This window comes from Streptomyces sp. NPDC039480, assembly GCF_055597165.1.
On the sequence record NZ_JBVITX010000003.1, the window covers coordinates 592,508 to 610,006 of the forward strand.

General features: G+C 72.6%; 17 protein-coding genes. 10 read left to right on the forward strand and 7 right to left on the reverse strand.

The genetic code is table 11. From position 1 onward, the window contains the following. The first annotated feature begins 88 nt into the window (after positions 1–88). Genes ACZ56E_RS13320 through ACZ56E_RS13355 form a run of 8 tightly spaced genes read left to right on the forward strand, consistent with a single transcriptional unit; the run spans position 89 to position 9,014 of the window. On the forward strand, positions 89–1,141 hold the full coding sequence (locus ACZ56E_RS13320; protein WP_471213858.1) for a Gfo/Idh/MocA family oxidoreductase: 1,053 nt from the start codon (positions 89–91) through the stop codon (positions 1,139–1,141). Beyond that, on the forward strand, positions 1,131–2,063 hold the full coding sequence (locus ACZ56E_RS13325) for a sugar phosphate isomerase/epimerase family protein (RefSeq protein ID WP_471213860.1): 933 nt from the start codon (positions 1,131–1,133) through the stop codon (positions 2,061–2,063). The genes ACZ56E_RS13320 and ACZ56E_RS13325 overlap by 11 nt, the downstream gene beginning before the upstream one ends. Then, complete coding sequence (locus ACZ56E_RS13330) at positions 2,060–3,355, forward strand: M20/M25/M40 family metallo-hydrolase (RefSeq protein ID WP_471213861.1); 1,296 nt, start codon at positions 2,060–2,062, stop codon at positions 3,353–3,355. Before ACZ56E_RS13325 ends, ACZ56E_RS13330 begins: the two co-directional genes overlap by 4 nt. Next, complete coding sequence (locus ACZ56E_RS13335; protein WP_471213862.1) at positions 3,352–4,512, forward strand: Ldh family oxidoreductase; 1,161 nt, start codon at positions 3,352–3,354, stop codon at positions 4,510–4,512. Before ACZ56E_RS13330 ends, ACZ56E_RS13335 begins: the two co-directional genes overlap by 4 nt. Further along, positions 4,509–5,441 (forward strand): Gfo/Idh/MocA family protein, encoded by a 933-nt coding sequence (locus ACZ56E_RS13340; RefSeq protein WP_471213864.1) that lies wholly within the window; start codon positions 4,509–4,511, stop codon positions 5,439–5,441. The genes ACZ56E_RS13335 and ACZ56E_RS13340 overlap by 4 nt, the downstream gene beginning before the upstream one ends. After that, positions 5,438–5,884, forward strand: coding sequence for a DUF6917 domain-containing protein (locus ACZ56E_RS13345; protein ID WP_471213865.1), 447 nt, complete (start codon positions 5,438–5,440; stop codon positions 5,882–5,884). Before ACZ56E_RS13340 ends, ACZ56E_RS13345 begins: the two co-directional genes overlap by 4 nt. A 55-nt stretch (positions 5,885–5,939) precedes the next feature. Beyond that, entirely contained in the window at positions 5,940–6,881 is a 942-nt protein-coding gene (locus tag ACZ56E_RS13350; RefSeq protein WP_471213866.1) for an alpha/beta hydrolase, read from the forward strand. 21 nt (positions 6,882–6,902) lie between these two features. Beyond that, complete coding sequence (locus ACZ56E_RS13355; protein ID WP_471213868.1) at positions 6,903–9,014, forward strand: class I SAM-dependent methyltransferase; 2,112 nt, start codon at positions 6,903–6,905, stop codon at positions 9,012–9,014. Between the two features lie 49 nt (positions 9,015–9,063). Here the strand turns inward: ACZ56E_RS13355 and ACZ56E_RS13360 are convergent, their stop codons facing one another. The 6 genes from ACZ56E_RS13360 to ACZ56E_RS13385 form a co-directional block, all read right to left on the reverse strand. Beyond that, positions 9,064–10,848: an ABC transporter ATP-binding protein gene (locus ACZ56E_RS13360; protein WP_471214094.1), complete on the reverse strand. Its 1,785-nt coding sequence runs from the start codon at positions 10,846–10,848 to the stop codon at positions 9,064–9,066. A gap of 179 nt (positions 10,849–11,027) precedes the next feature. Next, on the reverse strand, positions 11,028–11,471 hold the full coding sequence (locus tag ACZ56E_RS13365) for a lasso peptide biosynthesis B2 protein (RefSeq protein ID WP_471213869.1): 444 nt from the start codon (positions 11,469–11,471) through the stop codon (positions 11,028–11,030). Then, complete coding sequence (locus ACZ56E_RS13370; RefSeq protein WP_468605231.1) at positions 11,468–11,722, reverse strand: lasso peptide biosynthesis PqqD family chaperone; 255 nt, start codon at positions 11,720–11,722, stop codon at positions 11,468–11,470. Before ACZ56E_RS13370 ends, ACZ56E_RS13365 begins: the two co-directional genes overlap by 4 nt. 50 nt (positions 11,723–11,772) lie before the next feature. Beyond that, complete coding sequence (locus ACZ56E_RS13375; RefSeq protein WP_471213870.1) at positions 11,773–13,620, reverse strand: lasso peptide isopeptide bond-forming cyclase; 1,848 nt, start codon at positions 13,618–13,620, stop codon at positions 11,773–11,775. Positions 13,621–13,646: 26 nt separating this feature from the next. Further along, the gene (locus tag ACZ56E_RS13380) at positions 13,647–13,757 is read right to left on the reverse strand and encodes a keywimysin-related RiPP (protein WP_107098009.1); all 111 of its coding nucleotides are present in this window, start codon (positions 13,755–13,757) and stop codon (positions 13,647–13,649) included. A 251-nt stretch (positions 13,758–14,008) separates the two neighbouring features. Further along, a complete protein-coding gene (locus ACZ56E_RS13385; protein WP_471213871.1) occupies positions 14,009–14,539 on the reverse strand; it encodes a DUF4232 domain-containing protein in 531 nt (176 codons plus the stop codon). 252 nt (positions 14,540–14,791) lie between these two features. Between ACZ56E_RS13385 and ACZ56E_RS13390 the strand changes: the two genes are divergently transcribed. Both ACZ56E_RS13390 and ACZ56E_RS13395 read left to right on the forward strand, forming a co-directional pair. Beyond that, positions 14,792–15,262, forward strand: a complete 471-nt coding sequence (locus ACZ56E_RS13390; protein ID WP_468605236.1) for an MSMEG_6728 family protein — start codon at positions 14,792–14,794, stop codon at positions 15,260–15,262. A 70-nt stretch (positions 15,263–15,332) separates the two neighbouring features. Then, on the forward strand, positions 15,333–15,836 hold the full coding sequence (locus ACZ56E_RS13395) for a metallophosphoesterase family protein (protein WP_471213873.1): 504 nt from the start codon (positions 15,333–15,335) through the stop codon (positions 15,834–15,836). Positions 15,837–15,893: 57 nt separating this feature from the next. Here the strand turns inward: ACZ56E_RS13395 and ACZ56E_RS13400 are convergent, their stop codons facing one another. After that, the gene (locus ACZ56E_RS13400) at positions 15,894–17,498 is read right to left on the reverse strand and encodes a S8 family peptidase (protein ID WP_471213875.1); all 1,605 of its coding nucleotides are present in this window, start codon (positions 17,496–17,498) and stop codon (positions 15,894–15,896) included. Position 17,499 lies beyond the last annotated feature (1 nt).

Below are 17,499 nucleotides of genomic sequence, written 5' to 3' on the forward strand. Positions count from 1 at the left end.
CCGGAAGCGCTTGATGCGTTACCAGAACCTTCAGATCTCACCGGAACCACCGAGCCGTACCGGAACCATCGAAAGGAACCGCACCGGCATGGACCGAACACTGATCATCGGGCTCGGGCGGGCGGGCCTCGGGCTGCACTGGGCGGTCCTGCGCAAGCTGCGCGCCGCCGGACGACACACGGATCTCTTCGACCCCGCCCCCGTCCTGACCCTCGACCCGCCGAACCCCGCGGCACCCGCGCGGGCCGACGGCCTGCGCCCCGTCGCCTCGATCGCCGAGGCCCGCACCCTGCTGGACCCCGAGCACACCGTCGTGCACGTGTGCACCCCGCCCGTGGCCCGCCTCGGCCTGCTGCACGAGCTGGCCGCCGCGGGATTCCGCCGGATCATCGTGGAGAAGCCCCTGGCGGTCGACCGTCGGTCCGTCCAGGAGATCCTTGCCCTCGCCCGCACCGAGCGGCTGCGCTTGGCGATCGTCGCTCCCTGGCTGGCCAGCGCGCTGACCACACGGCTCGAACGCGTCGTCGCCGAAGGCGCCCTGGGCGAGCTGCGCTCCATCGACATACGGCAGAGCAAGCCGCGCATGAGCCGCACGCTGACCGATGGCGGCCACCCCACCGCGTTCGACGTGGAGCCCCCGCACTCCCTCGGGCTCTGTCTGCGGCTCGCCGGGGATGCCGTCCTCGCCGCCGCCGAACTGACCGACATGCGGATCGGTGACACCACCATCCCCGGCATGGGCCGCGCCGAGCTGGTCTTCCGGCACCGGGGGGCGACCAGCCGGATCGTCTCCGACCTCACCGCCCCGGTCCGCGAGCGCCGCGTCCAACTGGAGTTCACCGACGGCCGGGCGGTCGCGCACTACCCCAACGGTGAGGACGACCACTACGCCCAGCTGCGGTTCAGCCGCACCGGCCGCCCCGAGACGTGGGAGGTCTTCCCCGACGACGCGCTGTCCACGTACTTCGTCGACACCTACCGCGCCCTGCGCGACGGCACCGACCTGGCCGCCCAACTGCGGCTCTCCACACGGGTGGTGGAGCTGCTCGCCGACGCCAAGGACACGACGCGGCGGCCCGGCGCCACGGACGCCCACTCCCCTGCCGGGCCCGGCGGACGGCAGGCGAGCCATGCGGGATGACATAGGATCGCGGGCCGCAGCGGGGGCCCGGCTCTCGCCGCCACCCGGCATCCGCTACGCGGGCATCGGCGACGAGGCCGCGTCCGACCTCGCCGGCCAGATCCGCTCCCACCAGCTCCTCGGCTGGTCCGCGATCGAGCTGCGCGACATCGACGGCACCGCCCTCGCCGACCTCGACGACGCCGCGTTCAACCGGGTCGTCGCGGCCCTGCGCGAGGCGCGCCTCGACGTGGTGTGCGTCAACTCCCGTATCGCCAACTGGGCCCGCCCCGTCACCGGCGACTTCGAGCTGGACCGCAGCGAGCTGGCGCGCCTCGCCCCGCGGTGCGCCGCGCTCGGCACCCGGCACATCCGCGTCATGTCCTACCCGAACGACCCGAGCGCGCCGCTCGACGAACCGGAGTGGGCCCGCCGGGCGATCGGCCGGCTGACGCGCCTGGCCCGGCAGGCCGAGGACGCCGGTCTTGTCCTGCTGCACGAGAACTGCGCCGGCTGGGCCGGCGCCGACCCGGCTCGCGCACTGCGGCTGTTGGCAGAGGTCGACAGTCCGGCGCTGCGGCTGCTGTTCGACACCGGCAACGGTGTGGCGTACGGCTACGAGGCGTACGACATGCTCACCGAACTGGTCACGTGGGTGGACCACGTACAGATCAAGGACGCCCGGTCCGAGGCGGGCGATGCGGTGTATGTCCTTCCCGGGGAGGGAAGTTGCCGGGTCGCCGACTGTCTGCGGCTCCTGCTCGACCACGGCTACACCGGTACCTGGACCATCGAGCCCCACCGCACGGTCCGCCCGCACGAGGGCCGTACCGACGCAGGCAGCGACGGCGTGGCGGAGTTCGTGCGGTACGGCCGCGCTCTGGAGTCCCTGGCCTCGCGACTGCCCGATCGGGCGGCCCCGGACCGGGAGGCCGTCCGATGACGCGACTGACCCCCGCCGATCACGCCCTGCTCCTTCACCTCCTCGAACTCCCCACCGTCGGCCCCCTGGAGGGTGAGGGCGAGCCCCGGCTGAGAGAGGCTCAGCGGGCCTACGCGGACGCCGCGCGCTCCCTGGGTTTCGAGGTCGTGCACCACGCCGCCGCCGAATCCGCCGAGCTGACGGACGAGCAGGTGCCGCTCGCCGTGCGTCGGGCCGTGGCGGACGACCCCGCTTTCCTCGCCGTACAGCCCTCTCTCGTCCTCGCGCTCGGCCCCGAACTGCCGCAGGCGGACACCGTGATGTTCAACGTGCACCTCGACACCGTCGCGGGTCTCGAACCGGTCGGGTTCGACGGGGAGCGTTTCACCGGGCGCGGCGCGATCGACGCCAAGGGCCCCGCCGTGGCCCTGCTGGCCGGGGTCCGCGCGGTGCTCGACGCCGCCCCCGACCGGCTCGCCGGCACCCGCGTGCTCATCCAGGCGGTGGCGGGCGAGGAGGGCGGCGCCATGGGGGTGTTCGGCACCCGCCCGCTGATTCGCCGTGGCTGGTACGGCAGGCTCAACCTGTTCTGCGAGCCCACCGGAATGCGACTGCTGTCGCGTTCCACGGCCGCGATGACGGCCTGTGTCCGGGTCGACGGTGACGACGCCATCGACGACCGTCCCGCCGCCGGGCACAACGCCACCGTCCTGCTCGGGCACCTCGCGCAGCGTCTCGCCACCCGGCTCCCGGAACACGCGGACGGCGGCCAAGTCTGCGTCGCGGGGCTGCACACCGGGCACCTCCACAACCGGGTGTACGGGACCGGCCGGCTACTGCTCAACTGCTCCTACCCCGACTCCACCACAGGACAGGCTCTCGCCGACCGTCTGGAACGCGAAGTGGGAGACAGCGTACGGGAGTTCACCGAGACCTATCGGAACCACCGGGACCTGTCCCGCACCGCCGCGGACGCTGCCGCGATCACCCGTGTCGAGTGGCACAAGCGCGGTCTGCCCGCGCTCCCGCCCCTGGACGACCCCTGGGCCGTCGACCTGCTGACGCGGGACGGCGGGCCTCCCCGATGGCCCGCCGACGAACCCGCGTTCACCTGCGACGCGATGTGGATGGCGGGCCTGCCCGGCGCGTACACCGCCGTCCTCGGCCCCGGCGACCTCGACCGCAACCACGCGCACGCGACCGGGGAATACGCCGACCTGGCCGATCTCGAAGCCTTCGCCGGGGCGGTGAGCGGCATCCTCGTCCGCTTCGCCGCCCGGCGGCCCGCCACCACAGGAGGAAAGCGACAGTGACCCAGTCGACCGATGCCCCGCCGCACGACGGGGTGACCGTCCCGTACGACGCCCTTGTGGCCTTCAGCACCCAGATCTTCACCGGCCGCGGGGTGCCGGAGGGCCGGGCCCGCACCGCTGCGGAGGCCCTCGTCCATGGCGATCTCACCGGACTCACCTCGCACGGCCTCGCCAACCTCACCCGGCTCTACCTGCCCGCCCTCGACGCGGGCCGCATCGACGCCACCGCTGAGCCGGAGAAGATCACCGACACCGGCGCCGCGGTCCTCCTCGACGGGCGCCGCTCCCTCGGCCTGTGGGCGGCGACCGAGGCGCTCGAGCTGGCCGCCGACCGCGCCGCGCAGACCGGCATCGCCCTGGTGACCATGCGCGACGCGACCCACTTCGGCTGCGCGGGACACCACACGGCCCGGATCGCCCGGCGCGGCATGGTGGCCTTCCTCGCCTCCAACTGCGGCCGCCAGCGCATCGCCCGGCCGCCGGGCGGCCGTGCCGCGATGCTCGGCACCAACCCGTTCAGCGTCGCCGCGCCCGCCGGCGACCGGCCGCCGTACGTCCTCGACATGAGCACCACCGTCGTACCGACCGGCAAGGTGCGGGCCGCCGCTCGCGCCGGGGAGCCGATACCGGAGGGCTGGCTGGAGGACGCCGAGGGCCGCCCGGTCACCGATCCCCGCGCCCTCGACGCGGGTGCGGGCTTTCTGCGCTGGCTCGGCGGAGACCCCGCCACGGGCTCCTTCAAGGGGTACGGACTCGGTCTGATGGTCGAGGTGCTCGCCGCGCTGGTGCCAGGCGCCGGACTCGGGCCCGCCCCGGAGGCCCTGAGCGGCGACGGGCAGCCCTCCGGGCGTGACGACGACATCGGCCTCACCGCCCTCGTCCTGGCCCCCGGCGCTCTCCGTCCCGAACCGGACTTCCACACCGAGGCCGACGGTCTCTTCGGAGCACTCCTCGACTGCCCGCCCCTGGACCCGGCCCGGCCGGTGAGCTACCCCGGACGGCCCGAGGAACTGACAGCGGCGCACCGCAGGGCGCACGGCGTACCGCTGTCCGCCCAGTGCCATGCCGAACTGACCGCGCTGGCTGCCGAACAGAACCTCACGTTCCCCGAGCCGGTCGCGGCGCCGGACGCAGTCCCCTCGGCGGGTGCCCGGTGACCCCCCGTCCTGGAGCGCGGACCCGTGTCGGCCTCATCGGCCTGGGTGTCATCTCGAAGTTCTATGTCGCCGGCTTCGACCGGCTGCCGGGCCTCGATCTCGCCGCCGTGTGCGATCTGCGGCCCGCCGCTCTGGAGCCGTTCCGGAACGTCGCCAAGTGCTACACCGGTCATGCCGAACTCCTCGCCGACGCCGCCGTGGACGCGGTCGTCGTGAACGTCCCCAACAACGCGCACGCCACCGTGTGCGGGGACGCTCTCGCCGCGAGGGTCGCGGTGTGCGTGGAGAAGCCACTCGCCATCCGTGTCGAGGACGGCCGTGCGCTCGCCTCGCTGGCCAGGGAGAAGGACGTCACTCTCTTCACCTCCTTCCACCGCCGCTACAACTCCGCCGTCCTCCGCCTGCTCGACGACGTCGCGGCGACCGGTTCCCCCGTGCGCTCCCTCACCGTCCGCTACCTCGAACGCATCGAGGACCATGCGGGCAGCGACCGCTGGTACCTCGACGCCGAGCGCTGCGGTGGCGGCTGCGTGGCCGACAACGGACCCAACGCCTTCGACCTGGTGCGGCTGTTCCTCGGCGACGTCGAACTGGCAGGGGCCGAGGTCGTCCGGGACGAGCTGGGCACCGACCGCCAAGCCTCGATCGATCTGCGCTCGGCGGCCGGGGTCTCCGCGCGGGTCGAGCTCGACTGGTCCTACGAGGGCGAGGTCAAGGACATCACCATCGAACTCCGGGACGGTACGCGGCTGTTCGCCGACATGCTGGACGGACACTCCGAGTTCAAGGGCTCGCTCTGGCACGAGTACGTCGGCGTGCTCACCGACTTCGACGCCCGCCTGCGCGGCGGTCAGGACGCCTCCCGCGACGGCCTTGCCGCGCTCGAACTCGTCGACGCCGTCTACCACGCGGAAGGAGCCACCCGGTGAACCCGGGCGAGGACGGCGGCAAGCGCACCGTGCACGCCACGCTGGTGAAGGTGCTGACCCACCGCCGCGACGACCGGGGCATGCGCCTGGAGGAGTTCACCAGCCGCTGCGTACGCGCCGGTGAGGTGCACGAACTCGTCACCACCGACCAGGCCGACAGCCCGCCCGCATCCCGCATCGACCGGGTCGGCTTCCTCGGCTTCGCAGAGATCCAGAGCGCCGGAGTGATCGACCGGGGCGATGAGGTGTGGGTCGACGGCCGTCTCGTGGGCACCGTGCTCGGCTTCGACTCCTGCCACTTCCCCAACCACTACAACGTGCTGATCGCCGTCGACGACCTGATGACCGGCCCCGACCTGGACCTGCGGCCGGAGACGCCGCTGTTCTTCCGCCAGGTCTCGGCGAATGCCCGCACGTCCGGGCCCGTGGGAGCGAGGGGCTGACCTTGGAACCGCTCAACCGCATCAAGAATCCGGACAGTAGAAGGGTGCAATTCACATGAGCTCCGTCACCTTCGACGTGACCCCTCCGCATGCCCCCGGCACCACCACTTGGCGGCTCGACGCGGAATTGTCCCTGCCGCCCGGTGAGGCGCCCGACACCGTGCTCCTGCTGCTGCCGGGGCTCACCTACGACCGCCGCTACTGGGCCGCTCCCGGCGCCCTCGGCTACACCCGGCACGCGGTCGGCGAGGGCTACGCCGTCCTCGCCCTCGACCGCCCCGGCACCGGCACGAGCGAGCACCCACCGGCCGAACAGGTCACGGTCGAGAGCAATGTCGAGGCCGTGCACCAGGTGGTGACCGCCCTGCGCCGGGGCGCCCCCGGACGGCCCGCCTTCCGGCGTGTGGTCGCCGTCGGGCACTCCTTGGGCTCCGGCATCGCCCTGATCGAGGCGGCCCGCCACCGCGATCTGGACGCCCTGGTGATCACCGGACTGCTGCACGCCATCGGCCCGCTCTACCCGGAGGCGATGCCGGCCCTGTACCCCGCCACCGAGGACGCGTTGCTCGCCCCGACGAACCCGCCGGAGAACTACCTGACCACCCGCCCCGGCCGCCGCGCCGCCCTGTACGAGCACCCGGCCGGCATGGACGCCGATGTGTCCGCCTGGCACGAGGACACCAAGTCGACGGTGACCGCCGGGGAGGGCTTCACCCTGGACGCCATCTACCAGCCGGAGGTAGCCGCCGAGATACGGGTGCCCGTCCTGCTGGTCGTCGGCCGGGAAGACCGTCTCTTCGGCGGAGGGGACGCCTCCACCGAGGACGCCGCGTCCGTCGTCGCGTACGAGCGGAAGTTCTACACCGGCGCCACCGACCTGGAGGCGTTCGTCGTCCCGGACGCTGCGCACTCCCTCAACGTCCACCGGACTGCGCCGAGTTGGCATGCCGCCGCCCACGAGTGGCTCGACCGCAGGTGCCCCGCCCGTGAGCGCTGAACCGAGAGGAGGGGACCGGACATGACGGACCGCAGCAGCCGTCCACAGGCCGACGGCCACGCCGTGGTCCTCGGCGGCAGCCTCGCCGGGCTCTGCGCGGCGGCCGCACTGGCCCCGCACGTGGACCGGGTCACGCTCGTCGAGCGCGACCGCTACCCGGACGAACCGCGCTGGCGCCGCGGCGTGCCCCAGGCCCGCCACACCCACAACCTGCTGGGCGCGGGACAGCGCTCCCTCGAACAGCTCTTCCCCGGCCTCCTGGGCGAGCTGCTCGACCTGGGCATGGTCGAGGTCCGCATGCCGCAGGACATGCTGCTCATGGTGCCGGGCGGCTGGGTGGACCGCTTCGAGGGCCCGCACACGGTCCTGTCCGGCTCGCGCGACCTCCTCGACTGGGCCGTCCGCCGCCGGCTGCGGCGACTGCCCACCGTGGAGATCCTGGAGGAGACGGAGGCCGTCGGCCTCGTCGCAGGACAGGGCGACTCGGTCCGCGGAGTGCTCCTGCGTGACCGGGGGGCCGCGGCGCGCGCCGGTGGGAGCCGGCCGTACGAGCAGGGGGCCGACCTGGTCGTGGACGCCACCGGCCGCGGCTCCCGGGCCCCTGCCTGGCTTCAGGACCTCGGCTACGACACACCGGAAGAGAGCGTCGTCGACGCCGGCTGCGCCTATGCCACCTGCGTCCTCGAACCCGCCCCCGGACACACCGCCGACTGGAAGTGCGTCCTGCTCCAGTCCACACCGGACGAGCCCCGCTCTGGCATCCTCAACCCCATCGAGAACGGCCGCTGGATGGTCTCCGTGGCCGGCCTCGGCGGCGAGCGTCCGCCGCTCGACCACGCGGGCTTCGTCGACTTCGCCAAGCGCCTGCGCAGCACCGTCCTGTACGACGCGATCCGCGACGCGAAACCTCTCGGCGACGTGTACGGCTCCGGCCGTACGGAGAACCGCTGGCGCCACTACGAGCGGCTGACGCGCTGGCCCGACCGCTTCCTCGTGCTCGGCGACGCCGTCGGCGCCTTCAACCCGGCCTACGGGCAAGGCATCTCCGTCGCCGCCCTGAGTGCGCTAGTACTGCGTCGGGCCCTGGAGCAGTCCGTGCCTCCCGGTGCCGGCCGGATCCCGCCCGGCCTGACCGGCCCGCTACGCAAACCGGTCGCGGATTGCGTGGAGGCTGCCTGGATGCTGTCGGGCAACGCCGACCTGGCGTACCCGGGAGCCTCCGACGGCCCGCTGCCGCTCGCCGCACGGCTCGGCAAGCGCTACACCGACAGGCTCCTGAAGGTGGCGACCACCGACCGGGCCGCGGCCATGGCCCTGCTCGACATGACCCACCTGCTGGCTCCGCCGCAGGCCGTGTTCCGGCCGAGGGTGCTGGCCTCGGTGCTGCGCGGTCCGCGGAACCCTCCGTCCCCGACCACCTCGCCCTCCGGCCCCGCCGGGACCGGCCCGCCTACCCGAGGAACGCCCATGACCGCCGAGTCAGAACGCATGGTGCAGGTCTACCGCAAACGGGCCAAGCGCTATGACCTCACCTCCAACCGCCTCTACCTCATCGGCCAGCGCACGATGGCCTACAAGCACCTGGCCCTGGAGCAGCTCGCCCTGCGCCCCGGCGACACGGTCGTCGACGCCGGCTGCGGCACCGGCCACAACCTGCCGCTGCTCGCCGAGGCCGTGGGCCCGACCGGCCGGGTGATCGGCGTGGACCTCACCGACGCCATGCTGGAACAGGCGGAGGACCGGGTGCGGCGCGCCGGGCTGTCCCAAGTCTCGCTTGTCCAGGCTGACCTGACGACCTATGAGTATCCGGAGAACGTACGCGGCATCACCGCCTGCTTCTCGCTGACCCTCATCAGCGAGTACGCCAAGGTGATCGAGCGCGGCTACGAGGCGCTCGCTCCCGGCGGTCGCTGGGTGGTCCTCGACTACCGGCTCCCACGCTGGTGGCCGGAGCGGCTCACCCCCGCGCTGGGGCCGATGATCGCCCCCTTCGGCGGCGACACCAGCATGGTCCTGCGCCATCCGTGGGAGCCGATCCAGGAGGGCGCCGCCCGCCACCGTGTGCTGACGCGGTACGGCGGCTGGGTGTATGTCGCGGTCGGGGAGGCGGGGGGCAGCAGGGCAAACCCGTAGGGGAACGGCACGGCGCCCGCCAGGGGCGTGCGCCGTGCGGCCCGCGCGCTCAGGGTGGTGGGTGGGTGTGGGCCGCCCTTGTGGGAAAGGGGTGCGTGGTGGCCGGGTGGAGGATCTGGCCGGCTGCCAGTTCGCGGTAGAGGGGGTTGGCCGTGAGCAGTTCCTCGTGGCGTCCGTGGGCGGTGGTGCGGCCGTTGTCCAGTACGACGATGCGGTCGGCGTGCTGGACGGTGGAGAGGCGGTGGGCGATCACCAGCAGGGCGCATTCCTGCGCGACGTCCTTCATCACCGTGGTGAGCGCCGTTTCGTTGATGGCGTCGAGGTGGGAGGTGGGTTCGTCGAGCAGGAGCAGTGCGGGGCGGGCGAGCAGGGCGCGGGCCAGGGCGACCCGCTGGCGCTCGCCTCCCGAGAGGGTGTTGCCGCGGTCGCCGAGCATGCCGGCCAGGCCGCCGCGCAACCTCCTTACGACATGGTCGAGTTGGGCGAGCTCGATGACGCGCCGCACTTCGGCGTCGGTGGCGTCCGGCACGGCGTAGGTGATGTTGTCGCGCAGGGTGCCGTGGACGACATGGGTGTTCTGGTCCACGACGGCGATCCGTGCGCGGCATTCCGCGCGAGTCAGTTCGGTGGCGGGCCGCCCGTCGAAGAGCAGGGTTCCGGAGTCCGGTTCGTAGAACCTGGCCACCAGGGCGAAGATCGTGCTCTTTCCGGCACCCGACCGGCCGACCAAGGCCGTCTGGCGCCGGTGGGGCACGGAGAAGGTGACACCGCGCAGGACCAGCCGGCCGGGGTCGTAACCGAAGGTGAGGTCCCGCAGTTGGAGGGCGGGTGCCTCGGCCGGTGCGGGCTCGGTCGGTGCGGTCTCGCTTGTGCGTGGCCGTACCGACAGCCGTCCTGCCGGTGCGGGTTCCGCGGGCAGGTGCAGGGCTTCTTCGATGCGCTGGTACGCGCCCATGCCGCGCTGGATCAGGCCGACCGCGCGGAAGACCGAGGACAGGGGCAGGACGAGGTACGAGGCGTAGAGCAGGAAGGCCACCAGGTCGCCGAGGGAGTTGGCGTGACCGGTGACGCGCAGGCCGCCGATGACCAGGACGAGCAGGAATGAGCCCTGGACGGCGAGTTCGACGGCCGGGCTCATCGCTGACGCGAGTTTCGCGGTCCGTACGCCCGCGTCGTGGGCCGATTCGACGCGTTCTCCGATGCGTTGGGCCTCGCGGTCCTCGGCCCGGTGGACGCGGACCATCGGCAGGGCGCCGAGCGCGCGCTCGAGGTCGGCGGCGATGGCGCCGACGGAGTTCTGCATGTGCTCCGACGCGGCACGGATGCCCTTGAGGAGCGAGGCCACAACCGCGGCCGCGGTGGCCACCGTCAGGGCGACCAGGGCCAGCAGCAGCGGGTCGATCCACATCATGAGGGCGATCGCGCCGGCCGCGACGAGGGCTCCCGTGACGAGGTCGACGAGGGCCTGGGAGACCACCTCCCGCAGCAGGGTGGTGTCGGTGGTCACGCGGGAGATCAGGTCGCCGGTGCGGTGCCGGTCGTACTCCCGCATCTCCAGCCGGAGTAGCCGGGCGACCAGTCCGTGGCGGAGTTGTCGTACGACTCGTTCGCCCATGCGTTCCAGGACGAAGCGGCCGATTGCGCCGGTGGCCGCCTCGCTGACGAACAGCGCGGCCAGGATCAGCAACAGGGGCCAGTACGCCCGCCCGTGCCCGCTCGCGTCCACGATCTGCTTGGCGACGAGGGGCTGGGCGAGCCCGAGGCCGGAGCCGACGAGGGTGAGCACGGTGGCCACGACGACGGAGGTCCGGTGCCCGGTGGTGAGCCGGTACATGGTGGCCACCGCGGCCCGCGTCGAACGATCCGGCGCCGGCGCGGGAGGCTCGCCCTGCGCGGGTGGCTCGCCCTGCGCGGGTGGCTCGTCCTTCGCGGGTGGCTTCTCCTGCGCGGAAAGCTCTTCCCTCACGGAGGGCTTGTCCTGCGCGTGGCGGTCCGTCTGCGCCCGGGAGTCCCTCATCGGCGCGGCGACCGGTCCGCTGTCGCCGGCCCCACCGCGAGCAGCCGCGCGAAGTAGTCGTCGGGCACGTCTTCGCCGACGGGGCGGCCCTCCGCCTCGATCCACGCATGCGCGTTGAAGGGCGGCACCACGCTCGCGCCGGTGCACCACGTGGCCCAGCCGCCCGTCAGCCGGCACAGCAGGGCGGCGCCCAGCGAGCGGGGCAGACAGCCTTTCGGGCCGGCGCAGAGCAGGCTGACCGCGCACATCGCGTCCCGGGCGCTCTTGGCCTGCGCGGCGGTGGCCGGCGCGGCTCCGCGACGTACGACATTCAGGACGGCACGGATCCGGCGCGGGGGCAGGTACGAGAGCGCGACGGCCGGAAGCAGCACGAGGCGGGCGGCAAGGCGTCGGGCGAAGGGGACGCCGGTGGGCCGTTCCAGGGCGCTCGGTGTCGTCATGAGGCCAGCCCCGCATCCCGGAGTTCCCGCACGAGTGCCGTGACGTCCTGCTCCGCGTGGGCCCTGCCGATGTCGAATTCCGTGACGAGCGCGTCGACGGCCGCCGTTTCGTCGCCGCCGTCGAGGAGGGTCTTCACGACCAGGGTGCCGGTGGGGTTGAGCTCCCAGTAGTTTCCGCTGCGCTGGTCCAGGAGGACGGTGCCGTAGTCGGTCTCCGTGGTGGAGACATCGGGGCCGAACCGCAGTGCCATGGTGGGTGACTGCCTTTCTCCGGTGGCGGGCGGGCCTGGCGGGCAGGGGCTCAACGGGCGGGAGCGGGGGACGAGCCACGCAGCCAGACTTCCGCGGCGATGGTGGAGTAGAGGATGGCGTCGCGCAGCCCGGGGGCGGAGGGCCGCTGCGCGAGGTGCCGCAGCGCGTCGCCGTCGACCAGGCCGAGCCGTTCCAGCCGGGAGTCCTCCCACAGCGCAAGCAGGTCGGCACGGTGCCGTCGCAGGCCGTCGGCCGCGTCCATGGCGGCGGCGGCCTTGGTGGTGCGCCGCAGGCAGGTCTCGGGCACGATGCCACGCATCGCGGCGGTGAGGACGGGCTTGTACGCCCAGGGCGTGACCCGCTCCTCCGGCCGGATCGCTAGGCACGCCTCGATGACCCGGTCGTCGAGGAACGGCGACGCCATGGGTACACCGGCGCGGGCCGCCATCCCGTCCCACTGGCGGATGATGCGCGTGCAGGAGCGGATCTGTTCCAGGTCGGTGTGCAGGCCGCGGTCCGGGTGCAGCGGCGTGGCCGTCGCAGCGGCTTCTCGCAGGGCACGCCGGACCATGTGCTCGGCGTCGGGCGTGACCCAGTCGAAGAGGCGTGGGGGCATGCCCCAGCCGAGGCTGGTGGTCGCGGTGGCGGGGAGCGGTTCGCGCAGGTGGCCGGCGGCGTCGGCGAGGCACCTGCCGTACGGACGGGAGTCGGCCAGGGCACGCGCCGTGGCGCCGAGTGGCCACTGCCACAGGGCCCGGAAGCCGCGCAGCTGCCGCAGCGCGAACAGCGGGCGGGTGCGCGCCAGTCGGTGGTAGTACGCCTCGGAGCACCAGGCCACATGGTCGCCGCCGATGCCCGTGAGATGCAGCCGGCTGCCGCGTTCCGCCATCGCCGGCAGGTGGTGCAGCACCCGCGAACGGTCCATGACGCCGATGGTCGGTTCGTCCAGCAGGTCGTCGATGCCCAGCAGATCGTCGTAGACCAGCGGCGAGGCGTCGGCGTCCCACACCACGTGCTCGACGTCCGGCAGGTGCTTCGTCGCCTGCCGCGCCCAGTGCAGGTCGGTGTCGGCCGGGTCGCGGCCCGGCCAGGTGCTGGCCACCACCTTTGCGGGCGACCGGTCGGCCAGGAAGCAGATGGAGGTGGAGTCCAGGCCGCCGGACAGGTCGCAGCTGACCACGCCGCCTTGCCGGGTGCGGGCGTCGACGGCCGCGACGAGGGCCTCGCGGACCATCGGGGCGCCGTCGGCGAGCGTACGGACCGGCTCCGGTGGGGTCCACCACCGGGTGTGGCGTACGGTTCGCCCGTCCGCGGCGACGATCAGCGCGTCCTGCGGCGGGACGGCGGTGACGGCACGCCACAGGGACGTCTCGGAAAGCGGATAGGGCACCGGCCACAGCAGCCGGACGGCGAGCTGCTCCTCGTCGGGGTCGTGGCCCAGCGCGGCGGCGAGGACGTCGGCGCGGGTGGCGGCGACCGGCACGCCGTCCACGGTGGCGTGGAAGACCAGCCGGAGCCCGGACGCGGTGCCCTGCACCCTGAGCTGTCCGTCCATGGCGGCGACGAGGTGGAAGCTGCCGGGCAGGGAGCGGGCCAGCACGTCCAGCTCCGCCAAGTCGCGCAACCGCCCTGCCCTGACCTCCAGTTCGGCGGCGTCGACGGGGCAGCAGCCGACGACGGCCAGCGCGGTGTGTCCGGCGCGTGCCGTGACGATCTCCCGGTCGTCCCACTGTCCCACCAGCCAGGGCCGGCCCGACGGGTGTGCGAGGACGCGGGTGTCGCGGGTTCCTGAGCGGGTGAAGGACCGGGCCACGGCGGCCGCGTCCTCGTGGTCGGTGAAGACCGCGAAGTGCGCGTCGCCGGGGCCCGTCCCCGCACTCTCGTGCGATTCAGTCATGACGTCGGGTCAAGGACCGTCGGTCGTCAGTTCTTGCTCAGGATGAGCCGGTCATTGCCGGACCGCTGCAGCAGCCCGGTCTTCTTCCGGAATGTCCCGAGCCGGACGAGTGCCGGCGCTTCGTAGGCCTTCTTCATGACGTCTCCTCGGGTTGAGGATTGTGGCCGCCTCCCCTGGTCGACGGCGCGCTGGGCTCCGTCGACCCGCCCAGGACTCATCGGGAATCCCGGGGCGAGGAAGTGGTCGCACCTTCTAGCTATGTGCACAACCGGAGCGCATGACAAGGCCGCAGACATAAATACGATGATATGACAATTAACAGAAACGTTTCGACCTGCATGGCTGCAAAATGCGGATTATCAGGGAATCACCGGCAATGGTGCTGGAGTCAGCTGCTGAACGGAACGGCGTCGGCCGGATCGGCGTGCCAGTTGGTGCTCAGCGGCTTGTCGATCAGGGTCGTGCTGGGCAGGCGGACGGAGGTGGCGCCCTCCTCGTCCCCGGCGACGGCGATGATCAGCTGGTCGAACTCCGCGCCGTCGTCGTTGTTGGTCGACTTGGGGTTGATGCCGGCGTAGGCGGCGGTGGAGCCGGAGAGCTTGACGGTCTCGGTGACGGCCTGCTCGATGGGCGCCACCTGCCGGTCGGGGTGGGAGCCGAACGCGGCGGAGGGAATGGTGCCCTCCAGGTAGCAGGTGATGCCCGGCCTGGCCTTGGCGGTCACGAGAAGGTAGCCGCCGGCCTGGGTCTTCTCGGTGACCTTGAACGTCAGGTCGTCGGTCCCGCAGAGCTGCTCGACGGGGGCCTTGCTCTGGCCGCCGGCCGCGAGGGCGGTGCCGGCGGCGGTGGTGGCGAGGGCCGTGGCGGCCACGGCGGTCAGGGCGAGACGGGCGGAACGGGTGGCGAGACGCGAACGCATCGAGAACTCCTTGAGTGCGGTGAGTGGTTCGTCCGGTGAGCTGCTCGGACGATCCACAGCCTGGGCTGTGCTCCGTCCCGGCCGCCACAACAGGCCGGTGATACGGGATGCTGGAACGCCGGGACGGTCGCTGACCAGCACAGATGCCCCCACCTTGGAACGAGCGGCTGGGACGGACCCGCGTGTTCAGTGCCGCTACGACTCAGCCGTACGGGAGGGGTGGGAGCGGGGCCGTCGCGGTAGGCATTCCATGTGCAGACCTTCCTCCCGTACTCCGACTTCACGCGATCCGCCGAGGTTCTCGACCGGGCCCGCCTGGGCAAGCAGCGGGTCGAGGCCCTTCAGGTGCTGCGCGGCCTGACCGTGCCCGGTTACGGGTGGCGGCACCACCCCGCGGTGCGCATGTGGACCGGGTACGAGGAGGCCCTGGTCCGCTACGGTCTCGACGTGTGCTCCGTGTGGGTGGCGGAGGGACGCCCCGACACCTGTGCCGCCACCCTGGTCACCGACTTCACGCGGCATCGCCCCGGCACCTCCGTACGGGCCCGCGAGGAACTCGCCGACGACGGCGAGCTACCTCCCTGGCTGGGAGACCCGGCCTTCCACCGCAGCCATCAGTCCGCCCTGGTCCGCAAGGCGCCGGAGATCTACGCCCCTCTCTTCCCGGGCGTCCCCGACGACCTGCCCTACGTCTGGCCCGCCTCCGACCGGGGCCCTTCGTGACCCTTCCGCCACCCCGCCCGGTCCCTCCCCTCCACACGCGGGCGACCACGCACCGGCCTACGCTTGCCCCATGCGGCTGCTGCTGACCTCCGACACGCATGTGCCGGCGCGGGCGAAGCGCCTGCCCGACGACCTGCTGGCCGGGATCGACCGGGCGGACGTGGTGATCCATGCCGGGGACTGGATCGACGAGGCCACGCTCGATCTGTTCGAGTCCCGGTCGCGCCGGCTGATCGCCGTGTACGGCAACAACGACGGCCCGCCGCTGCGCCGTCGGCTCGCCGAGGTCGAGCGAGCCGAGCTGGCGGGGCTCCGGTTCGGTGTCGTCCACGAGACCGGTCCGGCCACCGGGCGCGAACGCCGGTGCGCCGAGCGCTTCCCCGACCTGGACGTGCTCGTGTTCGGCCACAGTCACATCCCCTGGGACACCGAGGCCCCCGGCGGCCTGCGGCTCCTCAACCCCGGCTCCCCCACGGACCGCAGGCGTCAGCCGTACTGCACGTTCCTCACCCTGACGGTCGCGGACGCCGCGCTGCACGACCTGACATGGCACCGGCTGCCGCTGAAGCGCTGACCACGCCGGAGGCGCCGGCCCGCGCGTGCGGGGCGGCGCCTCGGGGCGGGGTGCGGGTCAGAACTGCAGGGACCAGGCGTTGACGGTGCCGGTGTCGTTGGTCCAGTTGTCGGTCACGCGCAGCCGCCACGTGCCGTCGGCAGTCTCACCGGAGGCGTCGACGCGGTAGGTGGCCTGGACGTTGTCGGCGCTGTCGTCGCTGTCGTAGTCCTTCAGGACGTACGCGGTGCCGTCGGGGGCGACGAGTTCGACCTTGAGGTCACCACGGAAGGTGTGACGGATGTCCACCGCGACGGCCAGGTCGGACGGGGCCCTGCCCGTGACACCGGTGACGGGCAGCGGGGACTCGACGGTGGCGTTGTCACGGATCTGGTAGTCGTCGGTGTTCTCGAACTTCTTGCCGGTGGGCGGGGTGCCGTCGCCCGCGCCCGTGTGCAGCAGCTTGTTCGGGGAGCCGGTGCGGGCGTCGGTGACCTTGCCGGACGTGGCGTCCGCGACCAGCTTGTCGCGGACCTGGGCCGGGGTCCACGTCGGATTGGCGGCGAGCAGCAGGGCGGCGGCGCCCGCGACGTGCGGGGCGGCCATCGAGGTCCCGCTCATCGACTGCGAGGCGCTGTCACCGGAGTTGGAGGTGGAGACGATGCTGTCGCCCGGCGCGAAGATGTCCAGGCAGGAGCCGTAGTTGGAGCCCTGGCCGTTGGACCAGCCGGTGGCGCGGGCGTCCCGGCTGTTGGTGGCGCCGACGGTGATGGCCGAGGGGGTGGAGGACGGGGAGTACGAGCACGAATCGGCGTTGTTGTTGCCGGCCGCCACCACCCATGTGACGCCGGAGGATATGGACGTCGTCACGGCGTCGTTGACGGACTGGGTCCTGCCGCCGCCGATGCTCATGTTGGCCACGGCCGGCTTCGCCGCGTTCTTGGTCACCCAGTCGATGCCCGCGAGGACGGGGGCCCAGGTGTCGCCCGAGGTGCCCTGACAGTTCAGGACGCGCACGCCGGTCAGCCCGACCCCCTTGGCGACGCCGTACGCGCCGCCGCCGACGGTCCCCGCGACGTGGGTGCCGTGGCCCTGGCAGTCGGAGGCGTTGGAGTCCTTGTCGATGAAGTCGTAGCCGCTGACGGCACGGCCGCCGAAGTCGCGGTGGCTCATGCGGATGCCGGTGTCGAGGATGTACGCGTTCACGTTGGCGGCGGTCGTGTCGTAGGAGTAGCTCTTGTCCACCGGCAGGTCGCGCTGGTCGACGCGGTCCAGGCCCCAGGAGGGCGGGTTGGTCTGGGTGTCGACCGCATACGCGGCGGCGTCGGCCTCCACGCGGGCCACCGACGGGTCGGCGGCCAGCTCCTTGGCCTCGCCCTCCGACATCCGCACGGCGAAGCCGCGCAGAGCGGCCGTGTACGTGTACCGCAGGCTGCCCGCGTGCCGCTTGGCCAGCGCCTTCGCCGAGGCGGGGATGTCGGCGCGGGCGACCGAGTTCTTGAAGGTGACGATGTACGAGCCGTCGACCGCGCCGGGGCGGTCCGCGCCGACGATGCGGCCTTCGCCGTCGCCCGGTGGCACGGGAGCGGCGGCGGCCCCGGAGGTCGCGGCGACCCCTGCGAGCAGGGCGCTACTTGCGCCGACGGCGAGTGCGCGCCGGACGACGCGAGCGTCGATCTTCATG

Coding starts and splice junctions, on each gene's coding strand:
- ACZ56E_RS13380 (WP_107098009.1), bottom strand. CDS start 13,757: ATGAAGAAGGCCTACGAAGCGCCGGCACTCGTCCGGCTCGGGACATTC.
- ACZ56E_RS13330 (WP_471213861.1), top strand. CDS start 2,060: ATGACGCGACTGACCCCCGCCGATCACGCCCTGCTCCTTCACCTCCTC.
- ACZ56E_RS13385 (WP_471213871.1), bottom strand. CDS start 14,539: ATGCGTTCGCGTCTCGCCACCCGTTCCGCCCGTCTCGCCCTGACCGCC.
- ACZ56E_RS13325 (WP_471213860.1), top strand. CDS start 1,131: ATGCGGGATGACATAGGATCGCGGGCCGCAGCGGGGGCCCGGCTCTCG.
- ACZ56E_RS13320 (WP_471213858.1), top strand. CDS start 89: ATGGACCGAACACTGATCATCGGGCTCGGGCGGGCGGGCCTCGGGCTG.
- ACZ56E_RS13350 (WP_471213866.1), top strand. CDS start 5,940: ATGAGCTCCGTCACCTTCGACGTGACCCCTCCGCATGCCCCCGGCACC.
- ACZ56E_RS13370 (WP_468605231.1), bottom strand. CDS start 11,722: ATGGCACTGCGGTTCGGCCCCGATGTCTCCACCACGGAGACCGACTAC.
- ACZ56E_RS13365 (WP_471213869.1), bottom strand. CDS start 11,471: ATGACGACACCGAGCGCCCTGGAACGGCCCACCGGCGTCCCCTTCGCC.
- ACZ56E_RS13400 (WP_471213875.1), bottom strand. CDS start 17,498: ATGAAGATCGACGCTCGCGTCGTCCGGCGCGCACTCGCCGTCGGCGCA.
- ACZ56E_RS13375 (WP_471213870.1), bottom strand. CDS start 13,620: ATGACTGAATCGCACGAGAGTGCGGGGACGGGCCCCGGCGACGCGCAC.
- ACZ56E_RS13395 (WP_471213873.1), top strand. CDS start 15,333: ATGCGGCTGCTGCTGACCTCCGACACGCATGTGCCGGCGCGGGCGAAG.
- ACZ56E_RS13355 (WP_471213868.1), top strand. CDS start 6,903: ATGACGGACCGCAGCAGCCGTCCACAGGCCGACGGCCACGCCGTGGTC.
- ACZ56E_RS13360 (WP_471214094.1), bottom strand. CDS start 10,848: ATGTACCGGCTCACCACCGGGCACCGGACCTCCGTCGTCGTGGCCACC.